At 71.7% G+C, this 17,915-nt stretch carries 18 protein-coding genes; 5 read left to right on the plus strand and 13 right to left on the minus strand.

Annotation, left to right across the window (positions count from 1 at the left end; all coding sequences use genetic code 11):
• Window positions 1-131: 131 nt before the first annotated feature.
• Window positions 132-1,295: an acyl-CoA dehydrogenase family protein gene (locus HTZ77_RS01775; RefSeq protein ID WP_175587623.1), complete on the minus strand. Its 1,164-nt coding sequence runs from the start codon at window positions 1,293-1,295 to the stop codon at window positions 132-134.
• Between the two features lie 96 nt (window positions 1,296-1,391).
• Here HTZ77_RS01775 and HTZ77_RS01780 point away from each other — a divergent pair, with 96 nt between their 5' ends.
• Window positions 1,392-2,735, plus strand: a complete 1,344-nt coding sequence (locus tag HTZ77_RS01780; RefSeq protein WP_205302018.1) for a UDP-glucose dehydrogenase family protein — start codon at window positions 1,392-1,394, stop codon at window positions 2,733-2,735.
• A 180-nt stretch (window positions 2,736-2,915) separates the two neighbouring features.
• Here the strand turns inward: HTZ77_RS01780 and purE are convergent, their stop codons facing one another.
• From purE to HTZ77_RS01795, 3 genes are all read right to left on the minus strand, one after another.
• Window positions 2,916-3,413, minus strand: a complete 498-nt coding sequence (gene purE, locus HTZ77_RS01785) for a 5-(carboxyamino)imidazole ribonucleotide mutase (protein WP_175587955.1) — start codon at window positions 3,411-3,413, stop codon at window positions 2,916-2,918.
• A 14-nt stretch (window positions 3,414-3,427) separates the two neighbouring features.
• Window positions 3,428-4,576 carry a 5-(carboxyamino)imidazole ribonucleotide synthase gene (locus HTZ77_RS01790; protein WP_175587625.1) on the minus strand — a complete coding sequence of 383 codons (1,149 nt, stop codon included), beginning with the start codon at window positions 4,574-4,576 and terminating at the stop codon, window positions 3,428-3,430.
• A 67-nt stretch (window positions 4,577-4,643) separates the two neighbouring features.
• Window positions 4,644-5,522, minus strand: a complete 879-nt coding sequence (locus HTZ77_RS01795; RefSeq protein ID WP_175587626.1) for a hypothetical protein — start codon at window positions 5,520-5,522, stop codon at window positions 4,644-4,646.
• A gap of 294 nt (window positions 5,523-5,816) precedes the next feature.
• Here HTZ77_RS01795 and HTZ77_RS01800 point away from each other — a divergent pair, with 294 nt between their 5' ends.
• On the plus strand, window positions 5,817-6,296 hold the full coding sequence (locus HTZ77_RS01800) for a GtrA family protein (protein ID WP_175587627.1): 480 nt from the start codon (window positions 5,817-5,819) through the stop codon (window positions 6,294-6,296).
• A gap of 15 nt (window positions 6,297-6,311) precedes the next feature.
• Here the strand turns inward: HTZ77_RS01800 and HTZ77_RS01805 are convergent, their stop codons facing one another.
• The 9 genes from HTZ77_RS01805 to HTZ77_RS01845 form a co-directional block, all read right to left on the minus strand.
• Complete coding sequence (locus tag HTZ77_RS01805; protein WP_175587628.1) at window positions 6,312-7,589, minus strand: sensor histidine kinase; 1,278 nt, start codon at window positions 7,587-7,589, stop codon at window positions 6,312-6,314.
• A gap of 3 nt (window positions 7,590-7,592) precedes the next feature.
• On the minus strand, window positions 7,593-8,261 hold the full coding sequence (locus HTZ77_RS01810; protein ID WP_043620820.1) for a response regulator transcription factor: 669 nt from the start codon (window positions 8,259-8,261) through the stop codon (window positions 7,593-7,595).
• Window positions 8,262-8,618: 357 nt separating this feature from the next.
• Window positions 8,619-9,098, minus strand: coding sequence for a bacterioferritin (gene bfr / locus HTZ77_RS01815; protein WP_175587629.1), 480 nt, complete (start codon window positions 9,096-9,098; stop codon window positions 8,619-8,621).
• A 16-nt stretch (window positions 9,099-9,114) separates the two neighbouring features.
• On the minus strand, window positions 9,115-9,291 hold the full coding sequence (locus tag HTZ77_RS01820; protein ID WP_175587630.1) for a (2Fe-2S)-binding protein: 177 nt from the start codon (window positions 9,289-9,291) through the stop codon (window positions 9,115-9,117).
• Window positions 9,292-9,399: 108 nt separating this feature from the next.
• Window positions 9,400-10,020: an MBL fold metallo-hydrolase gene (locus HTZ77_RS01825; RefSeq protein WP_175587631.1), complete on the minus strand. Its 621-nt coding sequence runs from the start codon at window positions 10,018-10,020 to the stop codon at window positions 9,400-9,402.
• Window positions 10,020-11,105: an S-(hydroxymethyl)mycothiol dehydrogenase gene (locus tag HTZ77_RS01830; RefSeq protein WP_175587632.1), complete on the minus strand. Its 1,086-nt coding sequence runs from the start codon at window positions 11,103-11,105 to the stop codon at window positions 10,020-10,022. Before HTZ77_RS01830 ends, HTZ77_RS01825 begins: the two co-directional genes overlap by 1 nt.
• A gap of 15 nt (window positions 11,106-11,120) precedes the next feature.
• Window positions 11,121-12,170, minus strand: coding sequence for an adenylate/guanylate cyclase domain-containing protein (locus HTZ77_RS01835; protein WP_235994121.1), 1,050 nt, complete (start codon window positions 12,168-12,170; stop codon window positions 11,121-11,123).
• On the minus strand, window positions 12,167-12,679 hold the full coding sequence (locus HTZ77_RS01840) for a PH domain-containing protein (RefSeq protein WP_175587633.1): 513 nt from the start codon (window positions 12,677-12,679) through the stop codon (window positions 12,167-12,169). Before HTZ77_RS01840 ends, HTZ77_RS01835 begins: the two co-directional genes overlap by 4 nt.
• A 61-nt stretch (window positions 12,680-12,740) precedes the next feature.
• Complete coding sequence (locus HTZ77_RS01845; protein ID WP_175587634.1) at window positions 12,741-13,562, minus strand: biotin--[acetyl-CoA-carboxylase] ligase; 822 nt, start codon at window positions 13,560-13,562, stop codon at window positions 12,741-12,743.
• Window positions 13,563-13,642: 80 nt separating this feature from the next.
• On the opposite strand from HTZ77_RS01845, the gene HTZ77_RS01850 reads away from it, so the two are divergent.
• The 3 genes from HTZ77_RS01850 (at window position 13,643) to HTZ77_RS01860 (ending at window position 17,893) form a co-directional block, all read left to right on the plus strand.
• Entirely contained in the window at window positions 13,643-15,847 is a 2,205-nt protein-coding gene (locus tag HTZ77_RS01850) for an FdhF/YdeP family oxidoreductase (protein ID WP_175587635.1), read from the plus strand.
• Window positions 15,844-16,683, plus strand: coding sequence for a formate dehydrogenase accessory sulfurtransferase FdhD (fdhD, locus tag HTZ77_RS01855; protein ID WP_175587636.1), 840 nt, complete (start codon window positions 15,844-15,846; stop codon window positions 16,681-16,683). Before HTZ77_RS01850 ends, fdhD begins: the two co-directional genes overlap by 4 nt.
• Window positions 16,684-16,783: 100 nt before the next feature.
• A complete protein-coding gene (locus HTZ77_RS01860) occupies window positions 16,784-17,893 on the plus strand; it encodes an epoxide hydrolase family protein (RefSeq protein ID WP_175587637.1) in 1,110 nt (369 codons plus the stop codon).
• The last annotated feature ends 22 nt before the right edge of the window (window positions 17,894-17,915 follow it).

A 17,915-nucleotide genomic window follows, 5' to 3' on the forward strand; every position in this document is an offset into this window, starting at 1 on the left:
CGAGTGGCGGAGCGGGTTCTGGCTGGGGGTTCGGGGGGCCGTGCCCCCCGATGTGGCTGCCCGAGCCCATACGCGCGAAGCGCGTCCAGGCGAGGACCTTACTGGTGGGCCCCAGACCTCCCCTGGAGGGACTACTTCAACAACTGCCGGGCCATCACCATGCGCTGGATCTGGTTGGTGCCCTCGTAGATCTGGGTGATCTTGGCGTCGCGCATCATGCGCTCCACCGGGAAGTCTCGCGTGTACCCGTACCCGCCCAGCAGCTGCACCGCGTCCGTGGTGATCTCCATGGCGGCGTCCGAGGCGGCGCACTTGGCGGCGCTCGACAGGAACGTGAGGTCCTTCTGCGGCTGCCCGTGCATGGCGAGCTCCGACTTGGCCGCCGCGTGGTAGGTGAGCTGCCGGGCCGCCTCGAGCTTCATGGCCATGTCCGCGAGCATGAACTGCACGCCCTGGAAGTCGGCCACCGGCTTGCCGAACTGCTTGCGCTCCTTCACGTACCCGACCGCGAAGTCCAGGGCGCCCTGGGCGATGCCGAGGGCCTGGGCGGCGATGGTGACGCGGGTGTGGTCGAGCGTGGCGAGGGCGGTCTTGAAGCCCGTCCCCGGCTCGCCGATCATGCGGTCGGCGGGGATGCGGACGTCCTCCAGGATGACCTGGCGGGTCGGCGACGCCTTGATGCCGAGCTTGCGCTCCTTCGGGCCGAAGGAGACGCCCTGGTCCGACTTCTCCACGACGAACGCGGAGATGCCGCGCGCCCCGGCGGACGGGTCCGTCACGGCCATGACCGTGTAGTACTCGGACACGCCCGCGTTGGTGATCCACATCTTGGCGCCGTTGAGCACGTAGTGGTCGCCGTCGAGGACCGCGCGGGTCTTCATGGACGCCGCGTCCGAGCCGGCCTCGGCCTCCGACAGCGCGTACGAGAACATCGCCTCGCCGCTGGCGACCGGCGCGAGGTAGCGCGCCTTGAGGTCCTCGGAGGCCGACAGGAGCAGCGGCACGGTGCCGAGCTTGTTCACGGCCGGGATGAGTGAGGACGACGCGCAGGCCCGCGCCACCTCCTCGATGACGATGACCGCGGCGAGCGCGTCCGCCCCCGCGCCGCCGTACTGCTCGGGGACGTGGACGGCGTGCAGGTCCGCCGCGACGAGCGCCTTGTAGACGTCCCAGGGGAACTCCCCGGTCTCGTCGGCCTCGGCGGCCTGCGGGGCGATCTTCTCGCTGGCGAGGGCCCGGACCGTCTCCCGGAGCATGTCGTGCTCTTCGGTGGGCGCGTAGAGAGGGAAGCTCATGCTCAGATACTAGGACGTCCGACCAGTTTGTTACCAGCCGGTACGGTTTGTGAAATGGCACAGGTGGCACAGAACGAGATAACGCGGGCCGGTAACATGCCCTGGCGCATCGAAAGGAGCCGACACGTGCCATATCGCCTCACGGTGATCGGGACCGGATACCTGGGCATCACCCATGCGGCCTGCATGGCGGATCTCGGATTCGACGTCCTGGGCCTCGACATCGACGCCGACAAGATCGATCGGCTCAACAACGGTGAGCTGCCGATCCACGAGCCCGGCCTCGAACCCGTACTGCGCCGCGGGCTCGACTCGGGCCGCCTGCGTTTCACCACCTCCTACGAGGAGATCGCCGAGTTCGGCGACGTTCACTTCATCTGTGTCGGCACCCCGCAGAAGCGCGGCGAGTACGCCGCCGACGTCTCCTACATGGACGCGGCCATCGACTCCCTCGCCCCGCTCCTGAACCGGGAGTGCCTGGTCGTCGGCAAGTCCACCGTGCCCGTCGGGACCGCCGGCCGCCTGGCCGACCGGCTCGCCCGCCTCGCCCCCGCCGGCGTCCAGGCCGAGCTGGCCTGGAACCCCGAGTTCCTGCGCGAGGGCTTCGCCGTCCAGGACACCCTCAAGCCGGACCGCATCGTCATCGGCGTCCGCTCCGAGCGGGCCGAGAAGGTGCTGCGCGAGGTCTACGAGCCGCTGGGCGAGGTGCCCATGGTCGTCACCGACTTCGCGACGTCCGAGCTGGTCAAGACCGCGGCCAACGCCTTCCTCGCCACCAAGATCTCCTTCATCAACGCCATGGCCGAGGTCTGCGAGGCCGCGCACGCCGACGTCAAGCAGCTCTCCGAGGCGCTGGCGTACGACGACCGCATCGGGGGCCGGTTCCTCAACGCCGGGCTCGGGTTCGGCGGCGGCTGCCTGCCCAAGGACATCCGGGCGTTCATGGCCCGGGCCGGCGAGCTGGGCGCCGACCAGGCGCTGACGTTCCTGCGCGAGGTGGACGCCATCAACATGCGCCGCCGCGCCCGCATGGTGGACCTGGCCCGCGAGCTGGCGGGCGGCTCGTTCCACGGCTGCACGGTCGGTGTCCTGGGCGCCGCGTTCAAGCCGAACTCCGACGACATCCGCGACTCCCCCGCGCTCGACGTGGCGGTCACGATCGGCCACCAGGGCGGCCGGGTCACGGTCTACGACCCGATCGCGCTGGACAACGCCCGCAAGGCGCACCCCGAGCTCAGCTACGGGGAGTCGGCTCTGGAGGCGGTGCGCGGCGCCCACGTGGTGCTGCTGCTGACGGAGTGGCAGGAGTTCGTGGAGCTGGACCCGGAGGAGCTGGGCGCCGCGGTGGCCACCCGCCGCATCGTGGACGGCCGCAACGCGCTCAACGCCGAGGCGTGGCGGTCGGCGGGCTGGCATTATCGCGCCCTCGGGCGGCCGTGATCTTTCCATCTTTTACGGCACAGCCACCCCACCCGCCACCCACCGCACGGGGCTGAGGGCCTCCAGGAAGACGGCCTCTGACCGGATGACGGCGGGCCGCCGTCACGGCGTCCTCTTGACCATGGCTTCCGTGAAAAGCGCGACCGTGGCCTCCGTCGAGCGGCGGAGGCCACGGCCGTTTCAGCCCTCGGCTGCCCGCGCGCCCATCGTGGACGCCTCCGCGCGCAGGCGTTCGCCCTTGGCGTGGGCCTGTTCCTTCAGCCGGTCCTGGAACTCCTCCATGCGACGCCGGAGCTCCGGGTCGGCGGCGGCCAGGATGCGCACGGCCAGCAGCCCCGCGTTCCGCGCCCCGCCCACGGCGACCGTGGCCACCGGCACCCCGGCGGGCATCTGGACGATCGACAGCAGCGAGTCCATCCCGTCGAGGTACTTCAGCGGCACCGGCACCCCGATGACCGGCAGCGGCGTCACCGAGGCCAGCATGCCCGGCAGGTGGGCCGCGCCGCCCGCCCCGGCGATGATGACCTTGAGGCCGCGCCCGGCGGCCTGCCGGCCGTAGTCGATCATCTCGACCGGCATCCGGTGCGCGGAGACCACGTCGGCCTCGAACGGCACGCCGAACTCGGCCACGGCCTCGGCCGCCGCCCGCATGACGGGCCAGTCGGAGTCGCTGCCCATGACGATGCCGACGCTCACGTGTACTCCCCCGTGGTCAGGTAGACGGCGGCGTGCTGGGCGCGGGCGCGGACCTGGTCGAGGTCGTCGCCCAGCGCGGTCACGTGCCCGATCTTGCGGCCGGGTCGTACCTGCTTGCCGTAGAAGTGCACCTTGACGCCCGGGTCGTGGGCCATCACGTGCTCGTACCGCTTGAACAGGTCGGGGTCGTCGCCGCCGAGCAGGTTGGCCATGACGACCACCGGGGCGGCCATGGCGGGTGAGCCGAGCGGCAGGTCGAGCACGGCCCGCAGGTGCTGCTCGAACTGCGACGTCCGGGCGCCCTCGATGGTCCAGTGGCCGCTGTTGTGGGGCCGCATGGCCAGCTCGTTGACGACCAGCGCGTCACCCGAGTCGAACAGCTCCACCGCGAGCAGCCCGGTCACGCCGAGCTCGTGGGCGATGCGGAGCGCGATGTTCTGCGCCTGCGCGGCGCGCTCCGGGTCGAGGCCGGGCGCGGGGGCGAGCACCTCGACGCAGATGCCGTCCTGCTGGACGGTCTCGACGACGGGGTAGCTGACGCCCTGGCCGTGCGGCGAGCGCGCCACGAGGACGGCCAGCTCCCGCTCGAACGGCACGAACGCCTCGGCCATCAGCGGCACGCCGGTGGCGAACGCCTCGGCGGCCTCGTCGGCCGAGCGGCACACCCACACGCCGCGGCCGTCGTAGCCGCCCCGGACCGCCTTCAGCACCACGGGCCAGCCGTGTTCGCCGGCGAACCGGGTGACGTCCTCGACGCCGGACACGCGGGCCCAGGCGGGACAGGGGACTCCGACGGCGCTCAGCCGTTCGCGCATGACGGCCTTGTCCTGCGCGTGGACGAGCGCGTCGGCGCCGGGGTGGACGGTGAAGCCGTCGGCGGCCAGCGCCCTGATGTGCTCGGTGGGCACGTGCTCGTGGTCGAAGGTGATGGCGTCGCAGCCCTTGGCGAAGTCGCGCAGGTCGGCCAGGTCGCGGTAGTCGCCGATCCGCGTGTCGACGATCACGCGCGCGGCGCTCTCGTCGGACGCGTTGGCCAGCACCCGCAGCTCGACTCCGAGCGCGATGGCGGGCTGCTGGGTCATCCGGGCGAGCTGACCCGCGCCGACCACGCCGACGACCGGGCCGATGGGGCGGTAAGAACTCACGTGTCGTGAGCTTACCCGGCCCGACCAGGCAGTCAGCAGGCGAGTACAGGCTGCTCCGCCCGAGCAGTCAGTCCGCGACGCCGCGGCGCGTCCCCACGGTCGTCAGGCCCTTCGTGGCGCTCAGCACGCTGGCCAGCTCCACCAGCTCCGTCCCCTCCGGCGACAGACCCTCCAGGGGGTGCCTGAGAGCCGTCCTCCCGGCCTTGGGCCGCTGCCGGTAGGTGAGCCGTACGACGTCGAAGACCAGCACGGAGTCGGCCGACAGCGCGACCGCGCGGGGCGGCCCGTCGACCAGCTCGACGTCGATGTCCAGCCGGTCCGGCCGGACCTGCGCGGGCCGGGCGAGGATCTCGGCCAGCAGGCCGCGCATGGGATCGCCGGCGGCGAAGCGCACGCCGTTGACGCCGGCGGGGTCGGTCAGGAACGTGAGGTGCCGCTGCGGCACGAGCGCGGCCTCGGTGAGCAGGTCCGGATCGGCCGTGACGCCCGCGCCGCCGGGCCGGACGGGCTCGCCGCGCGCGGGGATCGGTCCCGCGCCGAGCCGCCAGCGCCCGTCCTCGAAGACGAACACGAAGTACGCGGGCGAGGGCTTCCTGGCCAGCGCCGCGAACCAGCCGGGCTCGTCCGGCAGGAAGAAGACGGGGTCGCTGTGGAGGGCTGGGCGGCCGTTCCGGGTGCCCTCGCAGGCACGGCCGCCCAGCGGCTTCTCCGCCCACGCGGTGAGGTCGGCGATGCCGATGCAGTCACGCTGCTCCCAGGCCTCGTCGAGCTCGGTGAGCACGCCGAACGCGGGCTCGGCCGTGGTCGCGTCCGCCCGGGGCGGCGGGGAGGCCGTGGCCGTGGGCGGTTCCCCGTCGGCCACCACGACGTCGGCGGGCGTCGTCCCCCCGCATCCCGCCGCCAGCACGGAGAGGCCGGCGAGCAGCGTGAGCAGTCGTAACGGCACGGTGGGGTCCCGAGGGTTGTGGCCGTGGGAACGGCGATCCGTCTGAGCCCGACATCGGCGCGCGGGGACGCACCGATGATCTGCTTCCGCAGCGTAATACCCAAGATTCACATTTGTCCGGGCATAGGCGCATATTCGTGGGGCTGTTGGTAGGGGCCCCGATCTTTACCGCTCGGGACCATGCGACGGGTGTTCACCAGTACGCTGGAGTGGTCAGGCCCGGCTGCGGGCAACTGTCACATATGCGGACACCTGGCAGTCAGGACGCAGAGCGGGAAGGACCAAGCCGGAGACGTGGATTTCATCAGGGTCCTCTACCAGCGGTTCTCGTCCCTGCTGCACGAACTGACCAAGTTCGGGCTCATCGGGGCCGCGGCGTTCGTCATCGACACGGGCCTCTACAACGCCTTCCTCTGGCTGATCGGGGGGCCGCTGACGTCCAAGGTGTTCGCCACGGTCATCTCGGCCACCTTCGCGTACGCGGGCAACCGGTTCTGGACCTTCCGCCACCGCGAGCAGAGCGGGCTCGGCCGTGAGTACTTCCTGTTCTTCCTGCTCAACGGCATCGCGCTGCTGTTCGGCCTGCTGGCGATCGGTTTCACCAGTTACACCCTGCACCTGCAGGACCAGTTCAGCCTCAACGTCGCCAACATCGTCGGCGTCGGGCTCGGCACGCTGTTCCGCTTCTGGTCGTACAAGCGGTGGGTGTTCCTGGAGGCCACGGAGCCCATCCCGGCCGAGCTGCCCGACGCCGAGGTCCGCCAGGAGCGCTGAGCCACGCGACACGGGTCAGGCGGGTCCGCTCACCACCCGCGTCCGGTTGTCCTCGTCGGCGGGCCGCAGGAAGATCGCGAACGTCGCCGGACGGCGACGCACGAGCTCCAGCCGTCCCCCGTCGGCCGCGGCCAGCGCGCGGGCGAGGGTCAGGCCGAGTCCCGTGCCGCCTCCCCCGCTCACGTTCCGCTCGAAGACCTTGGGCGCGATGTCGTCGGCGATGCCGGGCCCCTCGTCGGCCACCTCGATGACGATGTAGCTGTCGCCCTGCGTGGTCGTGACCACGACGGTGCCGCCGCCGTGACGCAGGGAGTTCTCCAGCAGGGTGGCGATGACCTGCCCGAAGCCGCCGGTGGTGGCCAGCGCCTTGAGCCCGCGGGTGCCCTCCAGCAGCAGGGTGCGGTCCAGGCCGCGGAAGACCGGCTCCCACTCGGTGATCTGCTGGATCAGCACCTCGTCGATGGAGACGGGCTCGGCCTGCGCGTGACGCTGGCGGCGGGCCGCGGCCAGCAGCTCGTCGATGACGGCCGTGAGGCGCTCGGCCTGCACGATGGCCGCCTCGCCCTCCTCCCGGACCACCCCGGGCTGGTCGGAGGCGGCGACGATCTCCTCCAGGCGCATGGTCAGCCCCGTGAGCGGCGTGCGGAGCTGGTGGGAGGCGTCGGTGGCGAATTCCCGCTCCCGGGTGAGCAGGTCGGAGATGCGGGTGGCGCTGCGGTCGAGCACCTCGGCCACCTGGTCCAGCTCGGGTATGCCGTAGCGGTGTCTGCTCGGCCGGGCGTCGCCGGAGCCCAGCCGTTCAGCGATCTTGGCCAGGTCCAGCAGCGGCAGCGTCAGCCGGCGCGACTGCACGATGGCCAGGCCCACGGCCACCGCGAGAGCCGCGCCGGCGAGGGCCACGATCAGCAGCAGGCGCGCTCGGACGTCCTGCTCGACCTGGTCCCGGTCGCGGCTCACCCGGACATAGATGCCGTTCTCGGACTGCGCGTCCTCGGCCATCTGGTGGCCGGGCGGTGACGCCTTGCCGACGATGGTCGCCTTGGGAGGGTTCGCTCGTTCGTAGATCTGGATGTAGCGGCCGGGATACTTCTGTTCGAGCTGCTGAGGGTCCAGCGGCGTCTCCTGGATGCGGGCGTACTCCACCTCCCCCACCAGTCGCGTCGCCTCCGCCCTGAGCTCCTGGGCCGCCTCGTCGACGATCAGGCGGCTGACCACGATGCCCAGGGGGACCCCCAGCAGCAGGACCGCGATGACCGCGACGACCAGAGTGGAGGTGAGCAGGCGGCGGCGCATCGCCTACTCGCGCTCGAAGCGGAAGCCGACTCCCCGGACGGTGGTGATGTAGCGGGGCTTCGCCGCGTCGTCGCCGAGCTTGCGGCGCAGCCACGAGATGTGCATGTCGAGCGTCTTGGTCGAACCCCACCAGTTGGTGTCCCACACCTCGCGCATGATCTGCTCGCGGGTGACCACCTTGCCGGCGTCGCGGACCAGCACGCGCAACAGGTCGAATTCCTTGGTCGTCAGATGCAGCTCCTTCTCCCCCATCCAGGCGCGGCGGGAGTCTGCGTCGATGCGTACGCCCTGGACCACCGGAGTCTCGGACGTGCCCCGTCGCAGCAGCGCGCGCACCCGGGCGAGCAGTTCGGCCAGGCGGAACGGCTTGGTGACGTAGTCGTCGGCGCCGGCGTCGAGGCCGACGACGGTGTCGACCTCGTCGACGCGGGCGGTGAGTATGAGAACCGGAGTGCCGTGTCCTTCGGCACGGATCCGGCGGGCGACCTCAAGCCCATCCATTTCTGGCAGACCGAGGTCAAGGACGATCAGGTCGATGCCCCCCGACAGAGCCCTTTCCAGGGCCTGCGGGCCGTCAGGGCTCACCTCAACCTGATAGCCCTCACGGCGAAGAGCGCGCGCGAGCGGCTCGGAAATCGAGGTGTCATCCTCGGCGAGAAGTACGCAGGTCATGAAGCGATCGTAGGACCTTAGGCGATCGTTTCCCGGGCACAGCGCACGGTTTGACTCGTCGTTGACCTATCCATTGACCTGGGCAAACGCTGATAAATATCGGTTAGCCGGGCTTAAATTACCGCGATTGGCGGCCGGCGCGCGGAATCGGATCGCGGGACGGCCGGAAATGCCGCGTGGCGCGCGTGTTTCGCACTCGGGCGTGTCGCGGATGAAAATCCGCGAGGAATGTACGGTCTTGTTCTTTCCATCCCGCCACGCTGTTCCCACGCATCGCGTCAGCCGCTTATGGGAACAGCGACGCCCGCCGGAGGAGCCCCGGCGGGCGTGGCGTGTGACGGCGTGTCGCGTCGTGGCTCAGACGCTCGGCGGCTCGGTGTAGCGGGCGAGGTAGAGCTGCTCGCCCAGGCTGTGGATGAGCGCCAGCTCGGTCTCGAGGTAGTCGATGTGGTGCTCCTCGTCGGCCAGGATCTCCTCGAAGATCCGGGCCGAGGTGACGTCGCCCTTCTCACGCATGAGCGTGATGGCCGGGCGCAGTCGCTGCACCACCGACAGCTCTACCTCCAGGTCGGCCTTGAGCTGCTCCTCGACGGTCTGCCCGATGTGCAGCGTGCCGAGCCGCTGATAGTTGGGCAGCCCTTCGAGGAAGAGGATGCGGTCGGTCAGGCGCTCGGCATGCCGCATCTCGTCGATCGACTCGTCGCGGGTGTGCTTGGCCAGCTTCGTGTAGCCCCAGTTCTCCTGCATCTTGGCGTGCAGGAAGTACTGGTTGATGGCGGTGAGCTCGGCCGTCAGCTGCTCGTTGAGCAACTCGATGATCTGCTTGTCGCCCTGCATGTACGGGCCCCTCGTGCTATGCGGTCGTCAGTTCCTCAGACCGTTTCAGCATCGCACAGATTTTCCGGACACAAGAGGCACAGTCCCCACCGGCACCAGTGGTGTCGCGCACCTGGCGAGCCGTCCGCGCGCCGGCGGCGATGCAGTCGTGCACCTCGTTCTCGGTCACGGCACGACAGACACACACGTACATGCGGGGAACAGCCTCTCAATCTGGACAGCCGGTAGGTTAGGCAAACCTAAATGTAGCCCAGTTTGGTAAGGCTTGCCTACGTTACCTCCGCCACATCGAGGTAAGGGTTCAGTGTCCTCTGGCCAGCCATTCCTCCAGGTGAGGCGCCTCGGCGCGGATGGAGGTGGACTCGCCGTGGCCGGTGTGGACGACGGTCTCGGGCGGCAGCGTGAGCAGCCGCTCGCGGATCGAGGCGACGATGGTGTCGAACGACGAGTAGGACCGGCCGGTCGCGCCGGGGCCGCCCTTGAACAGCGTGTCGCCGCTGAAGAGCACGCCGAGGTCGGGGGCGTGCAGGCAGACCGCTCCCGGGGAGTGGCCGGGGGTGTGCAGCACCTCCAGCGTGACGCCGCCCGCCTCCAGCTTCTCGCCGTCGGCCAGCGGCTCGTACGGCACCGCGTCGCCGTACACCTGCTCCCACAGCACCTGGTCGGCCGGGTGCAGCCGGATCGGCGCGCCGGTCAGGCCGGCCAGCTCCCTGGCGGCGTTGATGTGGTCGTTGTGCGCGTGGGTGCACACGATGGCCCGGACCGCGCGCCCGCCGACGCGCTCGGCGATGGCCCGCGCGTCGTGGGCGGCGTCGATGACGACGACCTCGCGCGCGTCACCGGCCAGCCAGACGTTGTTGTCGACGTCCCAGGTGCCGCCGTCGAGCGAGAACGTCCCGGAAGTCACCACTTTGTCGAGCATTAGAGGACCACCACCGATCGCAGCACCTCGCCGCGCTCCATCTTGGCGAACGACTCCTCGACGTCGTCCAGCCCGATGGTCTCGGTGACGAACTTGTCGAGGGGGAGCCGCCCCTGCAGGTAGAGGTCGATGAGCATGGGGAAGTCACGGCTCGGCAGGCAGTCGCCGTACCAGGACGACTTCAGCGACCCGCCGCGGCCGAAGAGGTCGAGCAGCGGCAGCTCCAGCGTCATCTCCGGGGTGGGCACCCCCACGAGCACGACCGTGCCGGCCAGGTCGCGGGCGTAGAACGCCTGCCGGTACGTCTCGGGGCGGCCGACCGCGTCGATCACCACGTCGGCGCCGAACCCGTCGGTGAGGTCGCGCACCGCGTCGACCGGGTCGTTCTCGCGGGAGTTGACCGTGTGGGTGGCGCCGAAGTCGCGGGCCCAGGCGAGCTTGCGGTCGTCCACGTCGATCGCGATGATCGTCGAGGCGCCGGCGAGCTGGGCGCCCAGGACGGCCGCGTCGCCGACGCCGCCGCAGCCGATGACCGCGACCGAGTCGCCGCGCGTGACGCCGCCGGTGTTGAGCGCGGCGCCGAGGCCGGCCATGACCCCGCAGCCCAGCAGGCCGGCGACGGTCGCCGGGGCCTCGGGCGAGACCTTGGTGCACTGCCCGGCCGCCACCAGCGTCTTGCCCAGGAACGCGCCGATGCCGAGCGCGGGCGACAGCTCGGTGCCGTCCTCCAGCGTCATCTTCTGCGTGGCGTTGTGGGTGGCGAAGCAGTACCACGGCCGGCCGCGCAGGCACGCCCGGCACTGGCCGCACACGGCCCGCCAGTTGAGGATCACGAAGTCGCCCGGCTCGATCCCGGTCACGCCCTCGCCGACGGCCTCCACGACGCCCGCGGCCTCGTGGCCGAGCAGGAACGGGAAGTCGTCGCTGATGCCGCCCTCGCGGTAGTGGAGGTCGGTGTGGCAGACCCCGCACGCCTGCACGGCGACGACGGCCTCGCCCGGCCCGGGGTCGGGCACGAGCACCTTCTCGACGGAGACTTCCCTGCCTTCACCTCGGGCGATGACGCCCCGCACTTCGTACGGCATGGCAGCCATCCTGCGTCAGGAGGATGATCGCCGCAAGAGATGGGGCCGCACCGTGCCGAGGCCGCGCAGGCTCCGGCGCCGCATCGGGCGCACCTCGAAGCCCGGCTCGCCCGCCGGAGCCTCGGTCAGGCCCTCCGCCATGCCGGAGTCCACGACGATCGTGCCCGGCCGGGCGACGGCGGTCAGCCGGGCGGCCAGGTTGACCGTGGTGCCGTACACGTCGCCCATCATCGGCACCACCGGCCCGTACGCCAGGCCGATGCGCAGCTCGGCCGTGCCGGCCAGGTCGAGCGCGATCGCCGCGGCCCCCGCCGGGGTGGGCGCGGTGAAGAGCACCTCGTCGCCGAGGGTCTTGACCAGCCGGGCGCCGTGGGCGGCCACGATGTCGGCCGCCCGCGCCTCGAACCCCTCGACGAGCTCGGCCAGCTCCCGCTCGTCCAGCTCCCTGGCCCGCCGGGTGAACGCCACCAGGTCGGCGAAGCCCACGGCCAGCGACACGCGCCCCAGGGCGGCCTCGGGCCGCAGGTCGGCCAGGGCGAGCAGGCGCGTGCCCGCGGCGGCGAGCTGGGCCCGCCAGACGTGGACGAGGAGCTGCTCGAAGTCGGGCAGCAGCTCGCGGGCCGTGGCGACCACACGCTCCAGGTCCTCGTCGGACGGCTCGCCCTCCGCGGGCAGCAGGTGGCCGATGATGATCTCGGCCTGCCACTGCGCGAGCCGCGCCGTGGTCTGGCCGAGGGCGCGGGCCATGCGGATGGCCGTGGGCTCGTCCAGCAGGCCGCGGTCGAGCATCTTCCGCACCCTCTCCAGCGCGGCCACGTCGGCCTCGGAGAACGCGACCGCGTCGTCGGCGAGCGTGGGGAATCCGAGGGCGCGCCAGATCCGCTCGGCCAGCCGCTGGGACACGCCGGCGCCGGCGGCGACCTCCGTGCGCGTGAGACGGGCGGGCATCCCGGCCAGCAGCAGCCCGATCTCCTCGGCCGTCGGCCGGCCGGGCCTGTCCTCGGCGGCGGGCCCGCGCGGCTCGGCCTCGGCCGCCGGCCCGCCGGGCCTGTCCTCGGCGGTCAACGGCCGTCGATGTCGCCGTCGGTGGCGTCCTCCAGGAGCCGGAACAGGTCGGCCCGGACCTCCTGGAGGTGCGGGATGTCGCGCAGGACGATCTGCCCCCGGTCGCCCGCGGACTCCACCGTGAGCGTGCCGCAGCCGAGCAGCCGCTCGACGAACGTCTGGTCGGAGCTGACCGTGTTGACCTTGGCCATCGGGATCTCGTCGGTCGACTTGTTGAGCACCCCGGAGCTGATCGTGAAGCGGTGCGTGGTCAGCACGTAGCCGGTGTTCTTCCACTGGAGGTACGGGACGAACGACCAGACGACCAGCAGGACGAGGGCGATCGCGCAGACGGCGATCCTGGCGTAGGAGGAGTACTCCCAGCCGCCGGGGATGAGGAACAGCGCAGCGCCCGAGGCCGCGGCGATGAGCACGAGCGCGGCGGCGGGGCCGACGAGGCGCTTCCAGTGGGGGTGGAAGGACCTGACGCGGCGTTCACCCTGCGTGAGGTGGTGGTCCGGGATGGTCATGCGCAAATCGTGCCACCTCAGGGGACGCGCGGCTACGCCGTCGCGCGCCGGAGCTCCAGGGCTAGGCGGACGGGCGCAGGTGGACGACGTCTCCGGCGCTGAGCGCGTGGTCGCGGCCCTCGGCGGTGAGCTCCAGGCGGCCGCTCGCGTCGACGCCCGTGGCCCGGCCCGTGAGGAACCGGTCGCCGGGCAGCTCGACCCGCACCTCGCGCCCGATCGTGGCGCTGGACGCCTGGTAGGCGGCGCGCAGCCCGGCCTGGTCGGCGTCGCCGCCGGCCTCGCTCCAGTCGGCGTAGTGGCTCTCGACCTCGCGCAGCACGGCCCGCAGCAGCGGGTCGCGGTCGAGGCAGGCGGACTCCTGCAGGGCCAGCGACGTGGCCGTCGTCACCGGCAGCTCGTCGGCCCGCAGCGACACGTTCAGCCCCATGCCGACGATCACGGCGCCCTCCACGCGCTCGGCCAGCACCCCGGCCAGCTTGCGGTCGCCGATGAGCAGGTCGTTGGGCCACTTGAGGCGCACGTCCACCTCGCCCAGCCGGCGCACGGCCGAGGCGGCGGCCACGCCGAACAGCAGCGGCAGCCAGCCGTGCGTGGCGATCGGCGGCTCCGGCCGCAGCAGCACCGACACGATCAGGCTCGATCGGGCGGGCGCGCTCCAGGCGCGGCCCAGCCGGCCCCGGCCGGCCTGTTGCTCCTCGGCCACCAGCACCGTGCCCTCGGCGGCCCCCTGCTGGGCCAGGACGGCGAGGTCGGCGTTGGTGGAGCCGGTGCTCTCGACCACGGTGACGCCCGTCCACAGGCTGCCCGGCCGGACGAGGGCGCGGTTGAGCGCCGCCTCCGACAGGGGCGGGCGGTCGAGATCGGAGTAGCGCGAGTCCGGCACACGTCCATCTTCGCCGACCCGGCACCCTGACCTGACCACCGGGGTTCCCTCCGCCGGAGCAGGAGCAAGAAGATGGAGGGGTGAGCAAGCTTCTCGATCCACGCAACTGGGCGTCCTGGCGGCCGTTCGGCCTGGGCCTGCGCAAGCCGAACAACTACCTGGAGCTGCTGAAGGCGTTCCGCGCGGTCAAGGGACGCAGGAGGTACGCCTGGCGCATCCTGACCCAGGGCACGTGCGACGGCTGCGCGCTCGGCACCAAGGGCATGCGCGACTGGACCATGGACGAGATCCACCTGTGCAACATCAGGCTCCGCCTGCTGCCGCTCAACACGATGCCCGCCCTGGACGCCTCGCTGCTGGGCGACGTGTCGGCGCTGGCCGGGCGGCGCAGCGCGGAGCTGCGCGAGCTGGGACGCCTGCCGTACCCGATGCTGCGCCGCGCGGGCGAGCCGGGCTTCACCCGCCTGACGTGGGACGAGGCGCTGTCGGTCGCGGCGGCCGGGCTGCGCGACGCGCGCTTCGGCGTGTACCTGACCAGCAGGGGCGTGCCGAACGAGAACTACTACGCCGCGCAGAAGGCCGTGCGGGCGCTCGGCAGCAACAACATCGACAACGCGGCCCGCATCTGCCACTCGCCCTCGACGGTGGCGCTCAAGCAGACGATCGGCGCGGCGGCCACCACCTGCTCCTACACCGACTGGATCGGCTCCGACCTGATCGTCTTCATCGGCTCCAACCCGTCGAACAACCAGCCGGTGGCGATGAAGTACCTCTACCACGCCAAGAAGGCCGGCACCCGGGTGGCCATGGTCAACGCCTACCGCGAGCCGGGCATGGAGCGGTACTGGGTGCCCTCCAACGCGGAGTCGGCCGTGTTCGGCACGCGGGTCACCGACGAGTTCTTCGGCGTGAACGTGGGCGGCGACATCGGCTTCCTCAACGGGGTGCTCAAGCACCTGGTCGAGCGGGGCTGGGTGGACGAGACGTTCGTGGCGGACCGTACGACGGGGTTCGAGCGGGCGCGCGAGGCGGTCGCCGGGCAGTCGTGGGAGGAGCTGGAGGCGCTGTCGGGCTCCTCGCGCGAGGAGATGCTGCGGCTGGCCCGGCTGCTGGCCGAGGCGAAGTCGGCGGTGCTGGTGTGGTCGATGGGCGTCACCCAGCACACCTTCGGCGAGGACAACGTGCGGGCGATCGTCAACCTGGCGCTGGCCCGGGGGTTCGTGGGGCGCGAGCACTGCGGGCTGATGCCGATCCGGGGGCACAGCGGGGTGCAGGGCGGCGCCGAGATGGGCGCGTACGCCACCGGGCTGCCGGGCGGGCTGCCCGTCACCCCCGAGAACGCCGCGCGGTTCACCGACCTGTGGGGCTTCGAGGTGTCTTCGACGCCCGGCCTGACCGCGACCGACATGATCGACGCGGCCCACGCCGGCGAGCTGGACGTGCTGGTCTCCAGCGGCGGCAACTTCCTGGAGGTGCTGCCCGACCCCGACTACTGCCGCGAGGCGCTGCGCCGGCCGCGTCTGCGCGTCCACGTCGACATCGGGCTGTCGTCCCAGATGCTCGCGCCGTCCGAGGGCGACGTGCTGCTGCTGCCCGCGCAGACCCGCTACGAGATGACGGGCGGCGTGACCGAGACCTCGACCGAGCGCCGGATCATCTTCTCGCCGGAGGTGGAGGGACCCCGGGTGAGCGAGGCGTGGCCGGAGTGGAAGATCTTCACCGAGCTGGCGGCCCGTGTCCGGCCCGCGCTCGCGCCGAAGGTGCGCTTCACGGGCACGCCCGCGATCCGCGAGGAGATCGAGCGGGCGGTGCCGTTCTACGCGGGCGTCGCGGGGCTGGGGGCGTTCGGCGACAACGTCCAGTACGGCGGGCGGCGCCTGTTCGCCGACGGCCGGTTCCAGACCCCCGACGGGCTGGCGCGGTTCTCGGCCGTGCCGCTGCCCGCGCTGGAGCGGCCGGACGGGGCGTTCATGGTGGCCACGCGGCGCGGCAAGCAGTTCAACAGCATGGTCCACGAGCGGATCGACGGCTTCAACGGCGCGGCCCGCGAGGCGGTGCTGATGAGCGCCTACGACGCCGACCGGCTCGGCCTGCCCGACGGCACCCCGGTCGAGCTGCGCTCCGGCGAGCGCTCCTACCGGGGCAGGGTGCTGCGCGCGCCGATCGTGCCGGGCAACCTGCAGATCCACTGGCCCGAGGGCAACGTGCTGCTCGACGAGTCACGCCGCTCCCCCGACGCCCGGATTCCCGACTACAACGCGATGGTGACGGTGAGCCGGGCATGAGCGAGCGCCCCGGGCCCACCGCCCGCGTCCGCGTCCGGGAGCTGACCGGCGCGACCGCCCGTGAGCGCCGCGACGACCTGGCCACCGAGGAGCCGCTGGAGATCCGGCTGACCTCGCTCGACGGCGCCCGCCGCACGGTGGCGATCACCATGCGGACGCCGGGCCACGACTTCGAGCTGGCGGCCGGGTTCCTGCACGCGGAGGGCCTGGTGACGCCGGGCCGCATCGCGGCCATCGGCTACTGCACAGACGAGGACGTGCCGCCCGAGGCCCGCTACAACACCGTCACCGTACGGGTGCGCGGACCGATCCCCGACCTGCCGGCGCTGGATCGCCACTTCCTGACCTCCAGCGCGTGCGGCGTGTGCGGTTCGGCCAGCCTGGACGCGCTGCACGACCGCTGCCGTCCCGTGCCGTCCGGTGACGTCGAGCTGACGCCCGAGGTGCTGTACGGGCTGCCTGACCGGCTGCGCGCGGCGCAGGGCGTCTTCGGCAAGACGGGCGGGCTGCACGCGGCCGGCCTGTTCACCCCGCAGGGCGAGGCGCTGGCCGTACGGGAGGACGTGGGCCGGCACAACGCCGTGGACAAGCTGACCGGCTGGGCGGCGCTCGCCGGGCGGCTGCCGCTGGACCGGCACGTGCTCATGGTCAGCGGCCGGGCCAGTTACGAGATCATGCAGAAGGCGCTGGCGGCCGGGGTGCCGGTGGTGTGCGCGGTGTCCGCGCCGTCGTCGCTGGCCGTGGACGTGGCCCGGGAGTTCGGGATGACGCTGGTGGGCTTCCTGCGCGGCGAGCGCTGCAACATCTACGCGGGACACGAACGCGTCCGCGTCTGACGGCCGCCCACGCGCGCCGCCAGCTAGTGGAACAAATCATTCCGTTCTGCTATTCTGGAGACAGAACAAAGCGTTCCGTTCCTTTCGGAGAGGTGTCAGCATGACCGCCATCAGCGCCGAGATCCGCCCCTTCCGCGTCGAGATCCCCCAGGCCGAGCTCGACGACCTGCAGACCCGCCTCGCGCTGACCCGCTTCGCCGACGAGATCCCCGGCGTCGACCAGGGCGTCGGCGTCGAGCGGGTGCGGCGGCTCGTCACCCGCTGGCGCGCCGGCTTCGACTGGCGCGCCCAGGAGGCCCGCCTCAACGCCTTCCCGCAGTTCACCACCGAGATCGACGGCCAGCGGATCCACTTCCTCCACGTCCGCTCCGACAACCCGGACGCCCTGCCGCTCATCCTCACCCACGGCTGGCCCGGCTCGATCGCCGAGTACCTCGACGCCGTCGAGCCGCTGTCGCGCCACTACCGCCTGGTCATCCCGTCGCTGCCCGGCTTCGGCTTCTCCGGCCCGACCACCGAGACCGGCTGGGACAACGTCCGCATCGCCCGCGCCTGGGCGGAGCTCATGGCCCGTCTCGGCTACGACCGCTACGGCGCGGTCGGCAACGACGCCGGCTCCATGATCTCCCCCGAGCTGGCCCGCGTCGCCCCGGACCACGTGGTGGGCGTGCACGTGACGCAGATCTTCTCGTTCCCCTCGGGCGACCCGGCCGAGTTCGCCGGGCTGAGCGAGGAGGACCAGCAGGGGCTGGCCGTGCTCGACTGGTTCTGGAAGGAGAAGGGCGCCTTCAACGTGCTGCACTCGCAGCAGCCGCAGACGCTCGCCCACGCCATCGCCGACTCGCCCGCCGGCCTGGTCGGCTGGCTGGCCCAGCTCTTCGACGAGGACCTCGACGACGACTTCGTGCTGCTGAACGCCGCCATCCACTGGTTCACCGGCACGGCCGGCTCGGCGCTGCGCCTGTACTGGGAGAACGCACGCGCCCAGCAGGGCGGCGAGCAGACGGGCAAGGAGCCGACGACGGTGCCGATGGCGCTGGCCATGGGCGAGGGCGACTTCAAGTCGATCCGGGCCTTCGCCGAGCGCGACCACGCCGGGATCGTCTCGTGGAAGACCCTCCCGGCCCCGGCCCACGGCCACTACACGGCCCACACCGCCACGGACGCCCTCACCTCCGACGTCCACGCCTTCTTCGCCGGCCTGAGCTGAGCGCCGGGTCACCACGTGAGGG

This window comes from Nonomuraea montanisoli, assembly GCF_013363975.1.
Lineage (GTDB): Bacteria > Actinomycetota > Actinomycetes > Streptosporangiales > Streptosporangiaceae > Nonomuraea > Nonomuraea montanisoli.